At 38.0% G+C, this 17,277-nt stretch carries 15 protein-coding genes and 1 other annotated feature; of the genes, 4 read left to right on the forward strand and 11 right to left on the reverse strand.

From position 1 onward, the window contains the following. Positions 1 to 238: 238 nt before the first annotated feature. Together O7776_RS14550 and O7776_RS14555 are read left to right on the forward strand one after the other, a co-directional pair. Positions 239 to 661, forward strand: a complete 423-nt coding sequence (locus O7776_RS14550; protein WP_274307739.1) for a ferritin-like domain-containing protein — start codon at positions 239 to 241, stop codon at positions 659 to 661. 33 nt (positions 662 to 694) lie between these two features. Continuing rightward, positions 695 to 955, forward strand: a complete 261-nt coding sequence (locus tag O7776_RS14555; RefSeq protein WP_274307740.1) for a hypothetical protein — start codon at positions 695 to 697, stop codon at positions 953 to 955. Positions 956 to 1,311: 356 nt separating this feature from the next. Here O7776_RS14555 and O7776_RS14560 read toward each other — a convergent pair whose 3' ends face one another. From O7776_RS14560 to tyrS, 6 genes are all read right to left on the reverse strand, one after another. Then, a complete protein-coding gene (locus O7776_RS14560) occupies positions 1,312 to 1,668 on the reverse strand; it encodes a YhjD family protein (RefSeq protein WP_274307741.1) in 357 nt (118 codons plus the stop codon). Continuing rightward, positions 1,668 to 1,997 (reverse strand): YolD-like family protein, encoded by a 330-nt coding sequence (locus tag O7776_RS14565; protein ID WP_274307742.1) that lies wholly within the window; start codon positions 1,995 to 1,997, stop codon positions 1,668 to 1,670. The genes O7776_RS14560 and O7776_RS14565 overlap by 1 nt, the downstream gene beginning before the upstream one ends. Before the next feature lie 11 nt (positions 1,998 to 2,008). Then, positions 2,009 to 3,241, reverse strand: a complete 1,233-nt coding sequence (locus O7776_RS14570; RefSeq protein WP_274310519.1) for a Y-family DNA polymerase — start codon at positions 3,239 to 3,241, stop codon at positions 2,009 to 2,011. 559 nt (positions 3,242 to 3,800) lie between these two features. Then, positions 3,801 to 4,418: a Yip1 family protein gene (locus O7776_RS14575; RefSeq protein WP_274307743.1), complete on the reverse strand. Its 618-nt coding sequence runs from the start codon at positions 4,416 to 4,418 to the stop codon at positions 3,801 to 3,803. Between the two features lie 80 nt (positions 4,419 to 4,498). Next, positions 4,499 to 5,674: a PstS family phosphate ABC transporter substrate-binding protein gene (locus O7776_RS14580; RefSeq protein ID WP_274307744.1), complete on the reverse strand. Its 1,176-nt coding sequence runs from the start codon at positions 5,672 to 5,674 to the stop codon at positions 4,499 to 4,501. A 107-nt stretch (positions 5,675 to 5,781) separates the two neighbouring features. Continuing rightward, positions 5,782 to 7,053: a tyrosine--tRNA ligase gene (tyrS, locus tag O7776_RS14585; RefSeq protein WP_274307745.1), complete on the reverse strand. Its 1,272-nt coding sequence runs from the start codon at positions 7,051 to 7,053 to the stop codon at positions 5,782 to 5,784. Between the two features lie 77 nt (positions 7,054 to 7,130). Next, positions 7,131 to 7,334, reverse strand: a binding site (T-box leader). Between the two features lie 183 nt (positions 7,335 to 7,517). Here tyrS and O7776_RS14590 point away from each other — a divergent pair. Beyond that, positions 7,518 to 10,334 carry a transglycosylase domain-containing protein gene (locus tag O7776_RS14590; protein WP_274310520.1) on the forward strand — a complete coding sequence of 939 codons (2,817 nt, stop codon included), beginning with the start codon at positions 7,518 to 7,520 and terminating at the stop codon, positions 10,332 to 10,334. A 51-nt stretch (positions 10,335 to 10,385) separates the two neighbouring features. On the opposite strand, the gene O7776_RS14595 is transcribed toward O7776_RS14590, so the two are convergent. The 5 genes from O7776_RS14595 to acsA all read right to left on the reverse strand — a co-directional run bounded on the left by O7776_RS14595 (position 10,386) and on the right by acsA (position 16,466). Continuing rightward, positions 10,386 to 11,543 carry an acetylornithine transaminase gene (locus O7776_RS14595; protein ID WP_274307746.1) on the reverse strand — a complete coding sequence of 386 codons (1,158 nt, stop codon included), beginning with the start codon at positions 11,541 to 11,543 and terminating at the stop codon, positions 10,386 to 10,388. Next, entirely contained in the window at positions 11,540 to 12,316 is a 777-nt protein-coding gene (gene argB, locus O7776_RS14600) for an acetylglutamate kinase (RefSeq protein WP_274307747.1), read from the reverse strand. The genes O7776_RS14595 and argB overlap by 4 nt, the downstream gene beginning before the upstream one ends. After that, positions 12,279 to 13,502 (reverse strand): bifunctional ornithine acetyltransferase/N-acetylglutamate synthase, encoded by a 1,224-nt coding sequence (gene argJ, locus O7776_RS14605; protein WP_274307748.1) that lies wholly within the window; start codon positions 13,500 to 13,502, stop codon positions 12,279 to 12,281. The genes argB and argJ overlap by 38 nt, the downstream gene beginning before the upstream one ends. A gap of 16 nt (positions 13,503 to 13,518) precedes the next feature. Beyond that, on the reverse strand, positions 13,519 to 14,553 hold the full coding sequence (argC, locus tag O7776_RS14610) for an N-acetyl-gamma-glutamyl-phosphate reductase (protein ID WP_274307749.1): 1,035 nt from the start codon (positions 14,551 to 14,553) through the stop codon (positions 13,519 to 13,521). A gap of 185 nt (positions 14,554 to 14,738) precedes the next feature. Then, a complete protein-coding gene (gene acsA, locus O7776_RS14615; RefSeq protein ID WP_420802125.1) occupies positions 14,739 to 16,466 on the reverse strand; it encodes an acetate--CoA ligase in 1,728 nt (575 codons plus the stop codon). A gap of 164 nt (positions 16,467 to 16,630) precedes the next feature. Between acsA and O7776_RS14620 the strand changes: the two genes are divergently transcribed. Next, positions 16,631 to 17,263, forward strand: a complete 633-nt coding sequence (locus O7776_RS14620; protein ID WP_274307750.1) for a GNAT family N-acetyltransferase — start codon at positions 16,631 to 16,633, stop codon at positions 17,261 to 17,263. Positions 17,264 to 17,277: the final 14 nt, after the last annotated feature.

The raw sequence follows: 17,277 nt of genomic DNA on the forward strand, positions 1-17,277 counted from the left end.
GATATTACTACGCGTAATTGACGAATTGTTCAGTAAGTCATTTTATAATTTCAGCATTAACAATCGCATCTTTAACAAATTCCGCTATTTCTGATAACGTGTTTCTATCGTCTTGTTGGTGCTGGATGAGTACGACAACCTCAATGGTAATGACTTTATAAGGGCACCTTTCTACTCTTTAGTCCATAAGATACCTAATAAGGTGATTTTCTATTATAAATAAAAAGGACGTGACTTTTTGTATCACGCTTTACAAGGAACTTCAAACGATAAGTTAGTTCTCGACATTAATAATGCAATTAATGGTGAATTCAATGCTATCCGATTTTATGAACATTTGGCACAACTTGCTCCAAATGAAGAAGTTAGAAATCGAATTTTAGAAATTAGGAATGATGAAATACGACATTACCAGGGCTTTACTTATACGTATACCTGGCTCACTGGCCAACAACCTTCACCTCAATTAACTGAGCCTTTACCATATGATTTTAAAAGCGGTATTTTAACTGCATTTAAAGATGAACAAGAAGCGGTTGATTTTTACCATCGGGTATCTAGAGAATCTAATATGCCTTATATCAGTAATCAGTTTCGTTCTAACGCTTCTGACGAACAGAATCATGCTGTTTGGTTTTTATTTTTTATAAACAAATATTAACACCTTATCCTGATTATTTTAGGAGGTTGAATTTTGAGTAAAAAAAAAGAGAATTTTAATATTAATGAACTTTTATCAAGTGTAGATAATGACGCTGCTAAACTTGCTGTAATTGCTGGATTAATTACTACATTAGGTGATGGTTTAGCTACTATTGCAGCAATTATGGCCTTAGAGGAATCACAACAATCAAATAATAGCAACGATAATAACTCGATCAAAATAGCTGAATTAGAAAAACAAGTTCAATATTTAACAAAGGAACTAAATAGACTTAAATACTCAAGAAAATGAACCTCGTTGTTTTTGCACATTTTGTTTCACTTGCTTAGCAATCCCTTTCCGTCTTTATCTTTTTAGAAGGTTCTTCTAGGGCTTGCTCCTTGTCATAGCCCTTCACTTCGGCTAAAAAATGCACATGTGCCATGAATGCCATTTCAATCTCGTAATAACTCAATCCACCAAATAAACAACATAATCTATAAATTTAATCAAACCTACTCAAATAATTGGGGGATTAGCCGGGGGAATGAATTTAATTGCTACTGGCGAGTTCAATAATTAAGATGGATATAAATAAGCCTGCCACTATCTATAACTGTGGAAGGCTTATTTTATATCTAATCGAGCATGGTCTGAATTGAGTTGTTTTATACTTTATGGATTATTGGCAACATTTTTTGTTCTATCAATAATTGGCTGTTTTGCTTTAGCACATGGGTAGAAAATCGAATTACTACATCTTCACCATCAGTGGCTAATATGGCGTCTGTAAAATAATCATCTACCTTTACCCACTTGTAAAATCGTATTTTCTTTCCAACCAACTTTTTACGTCGCCAATGATAATCTACTTGTAAATTTTTCAGTACTCCGTCTAGCTGGGTAAAATACAGCTCGGCAAATTTTAAATGTTTCATATTATCTATATCATATTGTAATGACCGAATAGCTAATTCCAACATTAGAAATTCATACACTAATTGACGATCTTGGAGAGCAATCATTATTCAATCTCCCTAACATTTTCTATTTCCCCGTATTTAATGCGCTTAACGCTAAATTCTGTATCAAGTAGTAATTCATTATGTCCAGAATGCAATGCCGTTATAATCCCTTTTTCTACAATCCATTTATCTCGCCACAAATTCAATTCTACTTGCTGTTTTTGATGATATGCTTTTACAACGGTCTGCTGTAGTTCGTCCCATTCCCAATCCGTTTTTTCTTTCGGGTACTCATTACCTACGCTATTTTGCCACTCTTTTATTTGATGCAGGTGCTCCGGTATCATCATACCAGTCCATTTTTTAGCCAAACCTCTATTTTTAATCATAGAAGCGCCCCCTATTTTTTATGCCCGGCAACAAGCTGTCGGCGTGACCTTGCAGTACCTGCACTTGTAAATGATACTGCCCGTAATATGGATGTTGAACCGAATCGATTCCGTAAATTATCCATTGTGTGAGCTAAATGCGCACGTTTATCTTTCGCTTGGTCAAACAAATCAAGCTGCATACCTCGTTCTTTTGAAACGTTGGATATTCGCACAGATAATTGGCGAGCTGGCTCACCACCATAAAACTCATTTAAAAGTTCCTTGCATACATTATATATTACAAGCGTGTCGTTCGTTGGCTCCTCAATTGTACGCGAGCGATAAAAATTATCAGACATAATTGCGTGTCGACTATGTGCTAAACCGAGTGAAATTGTTCTAGCTGAATAGCCCTTCTCTCGTGCACGTTTTGCTACATCCTCGCACATTTCCAGTAAAACAACAGAAATTTCTCTTTTATGATTATAGTCACGCATCAGCATTTGAGACTTCCCAAAACTCAGACCACGCTTTATATCTTTACTATTTTCTTGCTCTCCAATTTGCGCTAAATCTATTCCCCATGCGTGATAATATAATTGATTACCCATAACACCAAACTTCTTTTCGAGTTCATCTAAATTAGCTTCAGCAAGCCCACCAACAGTATAAATCCCCATAGCATTTAAACGTTTTTCGGTTCGTTTGCCTATTCCCCACATTTCTGATAGGGGACTTACTTTCCACAGTTTGTGCGGTATATCCTCATAGGTCCATTTAGCAAAGCCCGATTTTTTTCCTTCCAAGTCTAGAGCCAATTTCGCCATCAAAATATTATCCCCCATACCAGCTGAACAAGGTATTTTAAATTGCTGATAAATTGCGTTTTGTATGGATTTTGTTATTGATTCTGCGTCGCCATATAAACTTGTTACATCATCTAATTTCAGCATAAATTCATCGATACTATAAACGTGTATCGATTCAATTGGGACATAGGTAGCTGCTAATTTTATTATTTCTACTGACATGTGAATAAAAAATTCCATTTTGGGCTCAAAAAGTTTTATATCTGGGTGTTTAGGGATCTCATATAAACGGTTACCAGTCTTTATTTTAAAGCGCTCCTTCATTGGGCGATTAGCTGAAAGGACTACCGAACCGGATTGTTTTAAACTACCTACAACAGCCATTGGTACATTCATAATATCGATATTTTCTAGCGACGCTATGCAACTTACGTAAAATGCGTGCATGTCCATACAAACGATTTTGTTTCGAGGCAAAATTTCGTATAAATGATATTCTCCCACTTTCCAACAACTCCGTTCTCTTATAAATAAGAACATGTGTTCCTAATTACTTTATTATAGAACGTTTGTTTCTATTTTAAAACAGAAAAAATTTAATTTTATTGGAAAAATTATGATTAAACGCAAAAAAGCACGTTACCACCATTTAAAGTGGTAACAGGCTTCAAATATATGGCTATTTTTTGTGTATATTGTAAAACATCGTAATTAACTCCTCGAGTGTAGCTGGATGGCAGCGTGAAAATATCATTGATTGTATAAAACAAACGCATAAACAACTACATAAATGCTAAAAGGGCTTAGTATAGAAATAAATTCTGTACTAGCCCTTCTTTTTTGTTCAATTACACCTCGGCTAACTCTTGTCCAGATTTTTTTGGAGTTCTCTCGAAAAACTTCTCTAAAAATCTGTTACATCTGCAGAGCTTGGGCCAAACGATGTTGGTCACTCAAGAGTTGCCGCACGACGCGGCGTTCTTAGCCTGAGTTTGGACCCCGCAGAAGCAAGTTAAAATAACACAGCCTGCGCCAAGATAACTAATAAGATTAATACAAATAGCGATGCAAAAAACGCTTTCCATTTCGAAATTTTATGTACCTCCGAAATACCGATAATTGTAATGACATACGTCCAAATACTTGCAATGATGATCAGCGTTCCACAAATAAATTGTAAAATATAATCGCCCATTCCCGGCAGTATATATGGAATATTAAAAAACGACTGTGGTGCGAACTGCATCCAAAATAAGACAATCGGTAAAATCCAAATGTACGGCACCATTGTCATACTAATCATGCGGAACATTTCTTTAAACTTCCCTACTCCACCGAACACTTTTGCAGATAGCATCAAAACCCCTGCTGATAATAACGTTGATAAGAAGTACAGTAAAAAGCTCGACATGAATGTAGAGTAAACAATATCTCCAAGTGTAAATTTCCCTGTAAACTCCGAGCCGACAAAGCTAATTAAATTGCTAGCAAACATTCCAACAACCCCAACAAAGATGAAGTATGGAAGATTTTTTGTAGTTAATACATAGCGAATCGTATCACGAGGTTTTATAGCAATGTTTAAAATCGCGTGACGATCATCAACCAATGTATTTGGTAGATTACTCAAAAATAGAACCCCCTAAAAAAATGTATAGTATCTATTATACTAATATCTTTCTAGTGATTCAAAGTTAATGAACAACAAAGTTATGGTGTTGTAGGAGAAGTGATAGGAACATAGCCCGCCTTTTCTAGTAGCAGCTGCCCTTCCGTTGAAGTTACCCAATCAATAATTTGTTGTACTTGAGGATTACTATTCTGCGTTGTGACAATATAAAATTCATTCGTTATCGGGTAGGCTTCACTGCGAATCATCTCAACAGTCGGCGCAACACCATCTACTTCAAGCAATTTTATTTCATCATTTTTGACCATTTCATTCGAATAATAACGGAATGTATAACCAATTGCATTTTTGTAATTACGGTATTTTGACACTTCTTCAATAATGCCACCCATACCTTGTGCAATGTTTTCCGTTGGCGCTTCCATAATCGGTTTGTCACCCATTAGATTTTGCAAAGCAGTTTGTGAGCCACTGTCTTGTGGTCGCTGGAATGCCCGAATGTCTTCATCTTTACCGCCTACTTCTGACCAATTCGTAATGGTTCCTGCATAAACATCTTTAATTTGATCGAGTGTTAATCCATCAATATTATTTTTAGCATTTACAAAGAATACAAATGCCTCTTTGCCAATTGGCGTTAATTTCAACTCAACACCCATTACTTTTGCATAATTAATTTGCTGCTCAGATGGGGCCAAAGCAAAAATTAAATCGACTTGACCATCTATTAAATTTTTATAGGCTGCTGGTGTTTTATTAACCATTACCTTGCTTTCATAAGGTTGATAGTCTTTCTTTGGGTAAATTGCTTCTGTAAAAGATGCATAAAGCGGATAAAATGCCGTTGCACCATCGATAATAGGTAATGGTTCCTGTAGCTGTATACTCGCCTCATGGTCAATCTTTGTCACATTATTCCCCTCTGTAAATGGCATATATTGATAAATATCAACCTCTGCATCAACAGTCGGTATCTGATTTTTATAAATCTCCTTAAACGGCGTAATAAAAGCTAAAAGTATCGTGATGACAGCTAACACTGCAACAGCTTGCTTTCTTTTTTTCGTCGTAAAAAACTGGAACATCATCAAAGTAGCAACAATAAAAATAACAACCGCTACAACAATAATAAATGATACGTAATAGAATCCACCATTTAATGATACGACTAACAACAAGAATATCGTCCCCATTGCCAGCACGATACCAATACCGACTAGCCCCATAATACGAAATATGATTTGACCTAAATCCATAACGGACACCTCTCTTTAATATGGACTTCCCTTTTTTCTCAAAAATCCCCTCTAAAATACAAAAAAACACCCCAAATGACTTGAAGTGTTTTCATATTATAATAAAATTATGCGAATTTCACCATATGGTATTTTTTCTTACCGCGACGAATAATCGCGAATGCATCTTCTAAACGGTCTTTGCCGTCGATTACATATTCTAAATCTGTAATTTTTTCACCGTTTACACTAATCGCACCGTTTGTTACATCTTCACGTGCTTGGCGTTTCGATGAAGAGATGCCTGCTTCTACGATTAAGTCGACGATGTTTTTATCTTCTTTTGCCACTTCTACTGAAGGAACACCTGCAAATGCAACTTTCATTTCATCTACTGATAATGCTTTTAAATCACCAGAGAATAATGCAGCTGTAATACGCTCAGCTTGTGCTAATCCTTCTTCGCCATGAATTAGCTTGGTCATTTCAGCAGCTAATGTTTTTTGTGCTTTACGTAAATGTGCTTCTGCTTCAACACTTTCAGCTAAAGCTTCAATTTCCGCGCGGCTTAAGAATGTGAAGATTTTTAAGTATTTCACAACATCCGCATCGGCTGTGTTAATCCAGAATTGGTAGAACTCGTATGGCGATGTTTTCTTGCCATCTAACCATACTGCGCCACCTGCAGTTTTACCAAATTTTGTACCATCTGCTTTTGTTACAAGTGGAATTGTAATACCGAATGCTTTTGCGTTTTCATCATGCGTTTTACGAATCATTTCTAACCCAGTTGTGATGTTCCCCCATTGGTCAGAGCCACCGACTTGGATGCGTACATTGTGGTGGTCGTATAAGTGATTGAAGTCCATCCCTTGAATTAATGTGTATGCAAATTCAGTAAATGAAATACCCGAATCTAAACGAGAAGCAACAGTATCTTTATTTAAAATGTAATTTACATTAATCAATTTCCCGTAATCACGTAAGAAATCGATTAACGTCATTTGACCTGCCCAGTCATTGTTGTTAACTAATACCGCACCATTTTCATTATCAGATGAGAAGTCAAATAAACGTTCCATTTGCTTTTTAAGACCTTGTACGTTCTGCTCAACTTGCTCCATTGTTTGTAATTGACGCTCTTCTGAACGACCTGATGGATCACCTACAGTACCTGTTGCACCACCAACTAATAAAATTGGTGTATGGCCAGCTTTTTGGAAGCGACGTAATGTCAGTAATGGTACGATATGACCAATATGCATTGAATCTGCTGTAGGATCTACCCCTACGTATAACGAAACCTTTTGCTCGTTTAATAATTTTTCCATACCTTCTGCGTCAGTTTGTTGGTATAACAAGCCGCGCCATTCTAAATCTTGTAATAATTCGTTTGTCATTGTCATTCTCTCCTTTTACATGTTTTAACATTTGCATTGTAAGGAAATAAAAAAACGCCCCTACACGCAAACTTGCATGCAGGGACGTCAAATGGTCATTTAACGCGGTACCACCCAGCTTGAAGAAAAAACTTTCTTCCACTTTAAGCGTCTATATCGCTGACGATGCGTACAAGCTCCAAGAACGTAATTCATAAAAGCGTTATGACTAGCTTTCACCAACCGCTAGCTCTCTAAATCAGGGAACGTTTTTACTACTGCAAACTCTTCAATGCTTGAAATTTATAATCTCTATTCTACTTAGAATTCGGATGATGTCAATAATTATATTCGTTTATAGAACAAATATGCTATAATAAACAAGATTTTAGGAGGGCGATGATGTGAAAAAATGGCTTGACCAATTAAAAAAATGGCTTGATCAATTAAATGAAAAAATCGAAACCCTTGCTTCTTCAAAACCAATGCGTTATGTAAGAATGACAGGTGACGTATTTTGGAACCTTTCATTATTAGCAGTTATTTTTATTACGACCGTTGTCATTTTAGTCGGCGGGATTGGCTTTGGTTACTTTGCATCATTAGTAAAGGATGAGCCGTTACGTTCCAAAGAAGAAATGCGTGAACAAATTTTTAACTACGAAGAAACAAGTGAAATTTACTTTGCAAATGATATTTACATCGGTAAAATCCGAACAGATTTAGATCGACGTGAAACATCACTAGCAAATATATCCCCAAACGTAATTAATGCTGTACTTGCAACAGAAGATGAATATTTCCGCGAGCACCCTGGTATTGTACCAAAAGCCGTACTTCGTGGTCTGTTACAAGACGTAACAAATTCGTCAACGCAAACAGGTGGTTCAACACTCACACAGCAATTAATTAAAAACCAAATTCTAACGAATGAAGTATCTTATGAGCGTAAAGCAAAGGAAATTTTACTTGCCTACCGCTTAGAAAACTTCATGTCAAAAGAAGAAATTTTAGAAGCTTATTTAAATATCATCCCATATGGACGTAACTCATCCGGTCGCAATATCGCGGGGATTGAAACAGCCGCACAAGGTATTTTTGGAATTAGTGCTTCTAAGCTAAACTTACCACAATCGGCTTACATTGCGGGAATTCCTCAAGCTCCATTTAAATACACACCTTTTACAAATAAGGGTGAGATAAAAAGCGCTGAAGGAATGCAGCATGGTATCGACCGTATGAAAACGGTATTATTCCGTATGTTAGAAGTTGGCTATATTACAGAAAAAGAATACAACGAAGCCATTAACTATGATATTAAAAAAGATTTTAAAGAACCCGAAGAACGTCCAGAAGATAAATATCCATGGTTAACTGTTGAGTTAGAAGAACGTGCGAAAGAAATTTTTGCGACAATGCTTGCTGAAAAAGACGGCATTGACCCTACTCGCTTAAAAGAAGAGTCAAACTTAAAAGATAAATATACAATTTTGGCTGACCGAACAATACGTTCAGGTGGTTACCGTATTTATTCAACAATTGATAAAGATATGTACGACACAATGCAACAAGTTACACAGGATTACACACTGTACGGTCAAACATATAAGAAAAAAGAAAAAGACCCTGAAACTGGTGAAGAAGTTGAAGTCGATGTCCCTGTACAAACAGGTAGTATCGTCATTGACAACAAAACCGGCAAAATTTTAAGCTTTGTTGGTGGGCGTGATCATGAGCTAGAGCAGCTAAACCACGCTACTAAGGCATACCGCTCAAATGGTTCGACGATGAAACCACTGTTAGCGTATGCACCTGCATTAGAATATGGCGTTATTGGTGCTGGTAGTCCGGTTGTCGATGTCAAATTCAAGCGTTCATATGACAATTATGAACCAGTCAACTACAATCCAAAACAAGAGCTAGGTATTATTCCTGCTCGCCAAGCCGTAGCTTCTTCTCAAAACTTAGCAGTATTACGTCTATATGATTCCATTTTAGATCGACGCCCTGCAACGTTCTTAGAAAAAATGGGCTTCTCTAAGTTAACAAAAGGTGACTTTGTCAATCTTTCAACATCTATCGGTGGTTTAACATACGGAGCGACTGTTGAAGAAAACACAAATGCCTACGCAACATTTGCAAATGGTGGTCAATTTATTGACGCTTATATGATTGACCGCATTGAAGATTTAGATGGCAATATTATTTACCAACATAAAGCTGAGCCAGTTCAAGTATTTTCTCCAGAAACAGCTTACATGATGACAGATATGCTTCGCGGTGTATTAAAAGAAGGCGGGACAGCTACATTAGGTAAGAGCCAGCTAAAATTCTCATCTGACTTCGCTGCAAAAACAGGGACAACCCAAGACCATAATGACGTGTGGTTAGTCGGTTACAACCCGAATATTTCAATCGGTGTATGGCTTGGCTATGACAAACCACGCACACTCAATGCATTCAATAATCGTTATCAGCACCCAAGTAATCGCGTTAACCGATTATGGGCCAAGTATTTAAATGCGCTTTATGATATTAACCCTGAATATATCGGGACGAAAGAAACCTTCAAGCAGCCTGAGGGTGTTGTGACCAAATCATTCTGCGGTATTTCAGGATTAGCACCATCCACATCTTGTGCAAATGCCGGTCTAGTTCGTTCAGATTTATTTAATAGAAATGTATTTTTACCAACACAGCCAGATGACAGTTTCGTTTCATCAACAACGGTTGTTATCAATGGAAGCACATATGCAGCTTTACCAACAACACCTACTGAATTCGTACAAATGAATGGCTTCGGACTTAACCAAAGCTTCATTGATCGTATGTTAGGCAAATTAGGTGGCGATTCAGCCAAATTACTGCCGTCCAGTTCAGGAAATGGGATTGTTGCAGGAGCAACGTTTAATGCAGATAGCCAAGCTCCAGAAGCAGTATGGGCTAAGTTAGCAAATGGTTCTTTAACTTGGACAGCCTCTGCTTCAAATGATGTAGTAGGTTATCGCGTTTATAGTGTTACAGATGGCGGTATATCGTTTGTTCGTTCAATTAAAGCTTCTGATGGGTTACAAATGAACGTTTCACCTGGCGTACGCTATGTAGTGAAAGCTGTGGATATTAGTGGCTTTGAATCGGCCATTTCTAATGAAGTCGGTGAAATTATCGAAGTTCCAGAACCACCAGCTCCTGAAGAAAATCCAGATACGTCGACACCTGAGGAAAATCCAGAAAACCCAAGCCCTGAGGAAACACCGGATTCTGGTGAAAATCCTGACGACACAACCGACACTATAGAATAACTTCAAAATGATCAAAAACGCCCGAGCTCAAATTTGAACTCGGGCGTTTTTTTATTTATCCACTTCGATTCTGCTATTTTTAATGACTGCTTGTAATTTTGCAACTGCTTCATCGATTTCTTGCTCCGTCACCGTTAATGGAGGTAATAAACGAATCACTTTTGGACCTGCTGCTACCGTTAATAACCCCGCTTCATCTAACGCCATTACGTACGGTGCTACATCTTCTCCGCCTAAACCAAGACCTAACATTAAGCCTTTCCCTTGAATCGTGTATTTTTCTTCAGGGAATGCTTGCTGTAGTTTTTCTACAAAATAGGCAGATTTCTGTTGCACATTTTGTAAAAACGCTTCGTCGAATACGTTGTTAATGACTGTTTGTGCTACTGCAACGCCTAATGGATTACCACCAAACGTTGTACCATGTGTACCCGCGCTAAATGTATTGAAAAATTTCTCTTTCGCTAAAATACCACCGATCGGGAATCCGCCACCAAGCCCTTTTGCCATGGACATGATGTCTGGGTTGATTGCTGTTTGTTCAAATGCAAAGCGTGTACCTGTACGACCAATACCTGTTTGTACTTCGTCGACAATGACTAATATATCTGAGTTTGCCTGAATGTCCGCAATTGCATGTGCGAACTCTTCCGTTACACTATTAACGCCACCTTCACCTTGAATAATTTCAAGCATAATGGCTGCTGTTTCAGAATCAACCGAGGCTTTCAATTGTTCTACATCATTGAACGGTAGTGTAATAAATTCACTTACTAATGGGCCGAAACCTTGGCGTACTTTATCTTGCCCCGTTGCACTCATCGCACCAAATGTACGACCGTGGAAGCTTTGCTCGAACACGATGATTTTATGTTTCCCTGTATGCTTACGTGCTAGCTTAATTGCTGCTTCATTTGCCTCTGCACCACTGTTACAGAAAAAAGCGTAATCTAATGGAATATCCTTTACTAACGATGCCGCAAGTTGCTCTTGTCCTGGACTTTCAAATAAGTTACTAATATGCCATAGCTTTTCACTTTGGGTTTTAATGGCTTCTACGATTACTGGGTGGGCATGCCCTAAGCTACAAACTGCAATACCACTTGTAAAATCTAAATAACGCTTTCCTGTTGTATCAAAAACTTCTGTTCCTTTCCCTTCGACAATTGCGAAAGGTCTTCTTGCGTAATTTTGAAATAATGCACTCATCCTACTAGCTCCTCACTTTTAATCGTCGTACCTGTCAACGTTTCATTGACAATTTGGACAGATGGAATACCGGCTTGTAAACAATTTAACGCCCCTTGTACTTTTGGAATCATGCCACCGTAAATGTGGCCCTCTTCAATCCAGTTATTGATTAAGCTTGGTGTTACTTCTGTTTGATATTCATCATTAATGCGAATTCCCGCAACATCCGTTACGAGTAATAAACAATCCGCACCCACTGCAAGCGCGATTTCACTTGCTACCGTATCACCATTAATATTAAGCGCTTGACCATCTTCGGTAGCCCCAATACAAGCAATGACCGGCACAACACCTGCTGATGTTAACATATTTAAAATATTCACATTCACTTTCTTCACTTCACCAACATATTGATACGTAGCAAAGTCTAAATAATCACTTGTTAAAAGTGCGTTATCAAAACCATTTAATCCGATTGCCGTAATGTCAGCAGCATGAAGCTCATGTACAAGTGCAGGGTTCACCTTACCAATTAATGTCGATTGTACAATACCAATCATTTCTTCGCTAGTGACACGTAAGCCATTTACAATATGCGATGTAATCCCGAATGATGCGAGTTCTCGGTTAATTGCTGAGCCACCACCATGCGTAATAATTAGTTGGATGCCCTGTGCTTGTAAGGCTTTGAAATTGCGAAAGAAGGCCTCATTAAGACCTTCTAGCGTACTACCTCCAAGCTTAATCACCATTTTACGAGCGGTAAGATGCGTTGATTTGAACGTAGTCATAAGTTAAATCACACCCCCATGCAAAGCCGTGTCCCTCTCCTACTTCAAGTGACACATAAATTTTCACTTCATGCTGCTTTAAAATATCAATAAGCGCTTCTTCCGAGAATTTAATCGGCTCGCCGTTTTCAACCATCGTCGCGCCGCCAATCTTAATTGTAATTTTTTCTGGATCAACCGTTGCACCTGAATAGCCAACTGCAGCAATAATACGGCCCCAGTTCGCGTCACAGCCAAACACCGCTGTTTTTACAAGAGGTGAGCCGACAACTGTTTTCGCGATTTTACGTGCTTCTTCGTCTGAAACCGCACCTTCTACCTCAACTTCGATTAATTTCGTTGCACCTTCCCCATCACGTGCAATTGATTTTGCTAAGTCTTCTGCGACAAGGCGTAATGCTGTATAGAAGTTTTCCCAGTCTGGATGTGTTGGTGATAATGATTCGTTCCCCGCTAAACCGTTTGCCATCACAACAACTGTGTCATTTGTAGATGTATCACCATCAACTGTAATAGAGTTAAATGTGCAGTCTGTTACGCTTGATAATGCTTTTTGTAATTCATCTGATTCGATATTGGCATCTGTTGTAATAAACCCAAGCATTGTTGCCATATTTGGTTCGATCATACCAGAACCTTTTGCCGCGCCAGATACTAAAACTTCCTTACCATCAATTACCGTTGCGTACGTTGTATTTTTCATCACCGTATCTGTTGTCATAATTGCCTGTGCAAAATCAATGCCGTTTTCTAGTTTTGAATCTGGTTGAAGTAATGCCATACCATTTTTGACTGGCTCCATTTTCATAATTTCGCCGATTACACCTGTTGATGCTACCCCTACTAAACTCGCATCGATGCCTAATTTTTCTGCTGCTAGCTTTTGCATTTCATATGCATCCTCTAACCCCTGTTTACCTGTACAAGCATTGGCATTGCCTGAGTTAACAATCATTGCCTGCATTTTTTTCGTATTATAAACAACTTCTTTTGTAACTTTAATTGGCGCTGCTTGCACAGCATTTGTTGTAAATACACCTGCAACGCTTGCAGGAACTTCACTAATTAAAATCGCTAAATCTTTTTTCTTATGCTTAATACCTGAATGTACACCTGCTGCTGTAAAGCCTTTTGGTGATACGATATTTTTGCTCGATAATTTTTTCATTTCAATTGTTGATGCCATTGATATTGCCCCCTAATTAAATAAAGTATGGTACAAGTTGTAAACCTGTTTGTTGTGGTAACCCGAATTGAACATTCATATTTTGAATCGCTTGACCAGCCGCGCCTTTAACTAAATTATCAATCACCCCAATGATTGTTGCGCGCTTTGTTCGTTCATCAAGCTTGACGTAAATATCACAGTAGTTAGAACCTTTTACTCGATTTGTACCAACCGCATTCGCATCTTGGATAACACGAACGAACGGATGATTTTTGTACGTTTCATTTAAACAATCAATTAATTGTTGCTGCGTAACACCATCTGTTACGTGCGCATAAGACGTTGCTAAAATACCGCGTGTCATCGGTACTAAATGTGTATTAAATGTGATTTTTGTATCGACACCTGCAAATAAACCAATTGCCTGTTCAATTTCTGGTATATGCTGATGTTCGTTAATTTTATAAATCGAGAAGCTTTCATTCGCTTCGCTAAAGTGTGACGTTTGTGATGGCTTGTTACCCGCACCTGAAATGCCGCTTTTCGCATCAATTATTAAAAAATTTGGATCTATTAATTTATGCTTTAGTAGTGGCAATAACGACAATAATACAGCTGTCGGATAGCAGCCTGGATTGGCGATTAATTCCGATCGACGAATCTCTTGTTCATTCCACTCAGTTAATCCATAAACGCTTTTGTTAACGGCGTCTTGTGGTGCTGGAGTTTTTTTATACCAATGCTCATAGCTCGCTAAATCCTTTAATCGAAAGTCACCCGATAAATCAATTAGCTTTGGCCCTAAACCAACAAGAGGTGGGAAAAGGCTACTGGATACTCCTGATGGCGTGCTTGCAAATACTACATCGTATTTCGCCAATGCATCATAATCAATTTTTTTTAACGGTACATTGTATAGGTCTGTTAAATGGGGAAACTTATCTGAAAAAATTGTTCCTTCCTCAGATGATGTAAATAAACCGATTAATTCTACTTCTTTATGGTTATGCAAAAAGCGCAACAATTCTAAACCGCCATAGCCTGTTGCACCAATAATACCTACCTTCATCATGTCACCTCGAATTTTCATTTCGTACGTTAGTTTAAATAAAAGATAAAACTAAGTATAATTATGTATAAATATTTAGTCAACTGTATTTTTATATATTTATCGATAATTCTAAAATTTTATTTTATATTACATAAAAGTAAAAAAAGACAAAGCTATTATTATCGTAGCTTTGCCTTTTGAACTTAGTCTTCCATTGTTGAAAGATCGCCTGTTGGTAGGTTTAATTCCCATGCTTTCAACACTCGGCGCATAATTTTACCGCTTCGTGTTTTTGGAAGCTTCTCTTTAAATTCGATTTCACGTGGTGCTGCATGCGCTGAAAGCCCTGTTTTTACGAAGTCACGGATTTCGGATTCTAGCTCTTCAGTTGGTTCTACACCTTCGCGTAAAGAAACAAATGCTTTAATTATTTCACCACGCACTGGATCGGGCTTACCGATTACCCCTGCCTCAATTACATCAGGGTGCTCTAATAATTTACTTTCAACCTCAAAAGGACCAACACGCTCACCTGCTGTCATAATAACATCATCAACACGTCCTTGGAACCAGAAGTAGCCTTCATCATCCATATAAGCAGAATCCCCCGAAACGTACCATTCTCCTTTTAAGAAGTATGATTCATAGCGTTCTGGATTGCCCCAAATTTGACGCATCATTGCCGGCCAACCTTTTTTCACCGCTAAATTCCCCATTGTAAATGGCGGCACTTCATTGCCTGAGTCATCAACAATTGTTGCATAAACACCTGGTACTGGTTTACCCATTGAACCTGGTTTAATAGTCATAGTTGGATAATTACAAATCATGTGCCCACCTGTTTCAGTCATCCACCACGTATCATGAATACGATGATTTAATGTTTCTACACCCCATCGGACTACTTCTGGATTTAACGGCTCCCCAACCGATAATACATGACGAAGTGACGATAAATCATATTGGCTAATGACATTTGGTCCTGCCCCCATTAACATGCGAAATGCAGTCGGGGCACTATACCATACTGTTACGCCATATTCTTGAATGGCACTATACCAAGCTTGTGGACTAAAGCGCCCACCGATGATAACATTGGTCACGCCATTTAACCATGGACCAAAAATTCCATATGCTGTTCCAGTAACCCACCCCGGATCTGCTGTACACCAATAAATATCATTTTTCTTTAAATCCAATACCCACTGTGCTGTTTGGAATTGTTGCACCATTGCATAATGTACATGCAGGACTCCTTTAGGTGCCCCTGTTGAACCCGATGTATAATGTAAAATAGAGCCATCTTCTTTATCAACCCATTCAATGTCAAAGTCCTCAGATGCCTCTTGTAATTGCTTATTAAAATCGATAATGTTTGTTGTTTCTTCAATATCATCGCCAACTAAAAAAACTGTTTTTAAATGTGGCAATTTATCCAGTGGAACACGACTTAATAGTGCTGGTGTAGTCACAAGTGCTACCGCCTCACTATCAGCTAAACGATCATATACCGCTCCTTCCATAAATGCTTCAAACAGTGGACCAACAATTGCGCCAATTTTAATTGAGCCCAATAAGCTAAAATAAAGCTCTGGCGTCCGAGGCATAAAAATGAAAATACGATCCCCTTTTTGCAATTTCGATTTATCCTTGATGACATTTGCAGCTTTGTTTGAATAATTCTTCATGTCTTCAAATGAATATGCTTCTTTACGTGTCCCATCATTATAATGTAGTGCAACTTTGTTTTTTAGTGTTGTATCCACATGGCGATCAATTGCTTCATATGCAATATTGACCTTACCTGTTTCATACCAAGAAAATGCCTTTTCAGTGTTTTCCCAGTCATGTGTGTTAGCTGTTTCCTCATAATTTTTTAAATTATGCTCCCCTGGAATCACAGCTAATTTCTCCATCGTTTTCATCCCCATGAAAAATCCCCCTTATATATAACATACACCAATTTTACAACACTGTACTATAATAGGCAAAAGTTTTTTAAATTTTCACTTAATTAAGATATTGACCGTAAATTTAAGCTTTTTTTAACATAAAATAGAGTATAATGGAAATATCATAAGCAGGTGGTGTGACTATGAATCATGTGAAAAATCATTATTGCCTTGAATTCGAAACGAGGCATGGTAAAGTTTTAGTAGAAGGTCCTGTTCCTTCTACAAGGCTTGCTTCGTATACATTACACGAAGATTTAAAAGCATTTAGGCCTTCACATCAGCAACACGAGGCGCTAATAGAAATTGCAAAGTTAGAAGAAGGCCGCATTATCGTCATCCGACAAGACGATACAGTTGTCGGTTATGTGACGTATTTGTATCCGGATCCGCTTGAAAGGTGGGCAGAAGATCGTATTCCAAATATGATTGAGCTCGGTGCAATTGAAGTTATTCCCACGTTTCGTGGCACAGGGGCAGGGAAAAAATTATTGGAGGTATCGTTTATGGACGATACAATGGAGGATTATTTAGTCATTACAACTGAGTATTATTGGCATTGGGATTTAAAAGGGACAGGTCTTACAGTGTGGGATTATCGAAATATGATGGAGCGCATGATGACATCTGCCAAATTTGAATACTATGCAACGGATGACCCTGAAATTACCTCTCATCCTGCGAACTGTTTAATGGGACGTGTAGGGGCACGTGTTGAAACAGATACGCTTGAACGTTTTGACAAACTGCGCTTTAGAAATCGTTTCATGTATTAATTCTTATCACAAGG

Source organism: Solibacillus daqui (genome assembly GCF_028747805.1).
In the GTDB taxonomy this organism is placed as follows: domain Bacteria; phylum Bacillota; class Bacilli; order Bacillales_A; family Planococcaceae; genus Solibacillus; species Solibacillus daqui.

What these genes read in the sequence shown, in the direction of transcription:
- O7776_RS14560 (WP_274307741.1), bottom strand. Translation starts at nt 1,668, where the DNA reads ATGATTGCTCTCCAAGATCGTCAATTAGTGTATGAATTTCTAATGTTG.
- O7776_RS14565 (WP_274307742.1), bottom strand. Translation starts at nt 1,997, where the DNA reads ATGATTAAAAATAGAGGTTTGGCTAAAAAATGGACTGGTATGATGATA.
- O7776_RS14570 (WP_274310519.1), bottom strand. Translation starts at nt 3,241, where the DNA reads ATGGACATGCACGCATTTTACGTAAGTTGCATAGCGTCGCTAGAAAAT.
- O7776_RS14580 (WP_274307744.1), bottom strand. Translation starts at nt 5,674, where the DNA reads ATGGATTTAGGTCAAATCATATTTCGTATTATGGGGCTAGTCGGTATT.
- tyrS (WP_274307745.1), bottom strand. Translation starts at nt 7,053, where the DNA reads ATGACAAACGAATTATTACAAGATTTAGAATGGCGCGGCTTGTTATAC.
- O7776_RS14590 (WP_274310520.1), top strand. Translation starts at nt 7,518, where the DNA reads ATGCGTTATGTAAGAATGACAGGTGACGTATTTTGGAACCTTTCATTA.
- O7776_RS14595 (WP_274307746.1), bottom strand. Translation starts at nt 11,543, where the DNA reads ATGAGTGCATTATTTCAAAATTACGCAAGAAGACCTTTCGCAATTGTC.
- argB (WP_274307747.1), bottom strand. Translation starts at nt 12,316, where the DNA reads ATGACTACGTTCAAATCAACGCATCTTACCGCTCGTAAAATGGTGATT.
- argJ (WP_274307748.1), bottom strand. Translation starts at nt 13,502, where the DNA reads ATGGCATCAACAATTGAAATGAAAAAATTATCGAGCAAAAATATCGTA.
- argC (WP_274307749.1), bottom strand. Translation starts at nt 14,553, where the DNA reads ATGAAGGTAGGTATTATTGGTGCAACAGGCTATGGCGGTTTAGAATTG.
- acsA (WP_420802125.1), bottom strand. Translation starts at nt 16,466, where the DNA reads ATGGGGATGAAAACGATGGAGAAATTAGCTGTGATTCCAGGGGAGCAT.
- O7776_RS14620 (WP_274307750.1), top strand. Translation starts at nt 16,631, where the DNA reads ATGAATCATGTGAAAAATCATTATTGCCTTGAATTCGAAACGAGGCAT.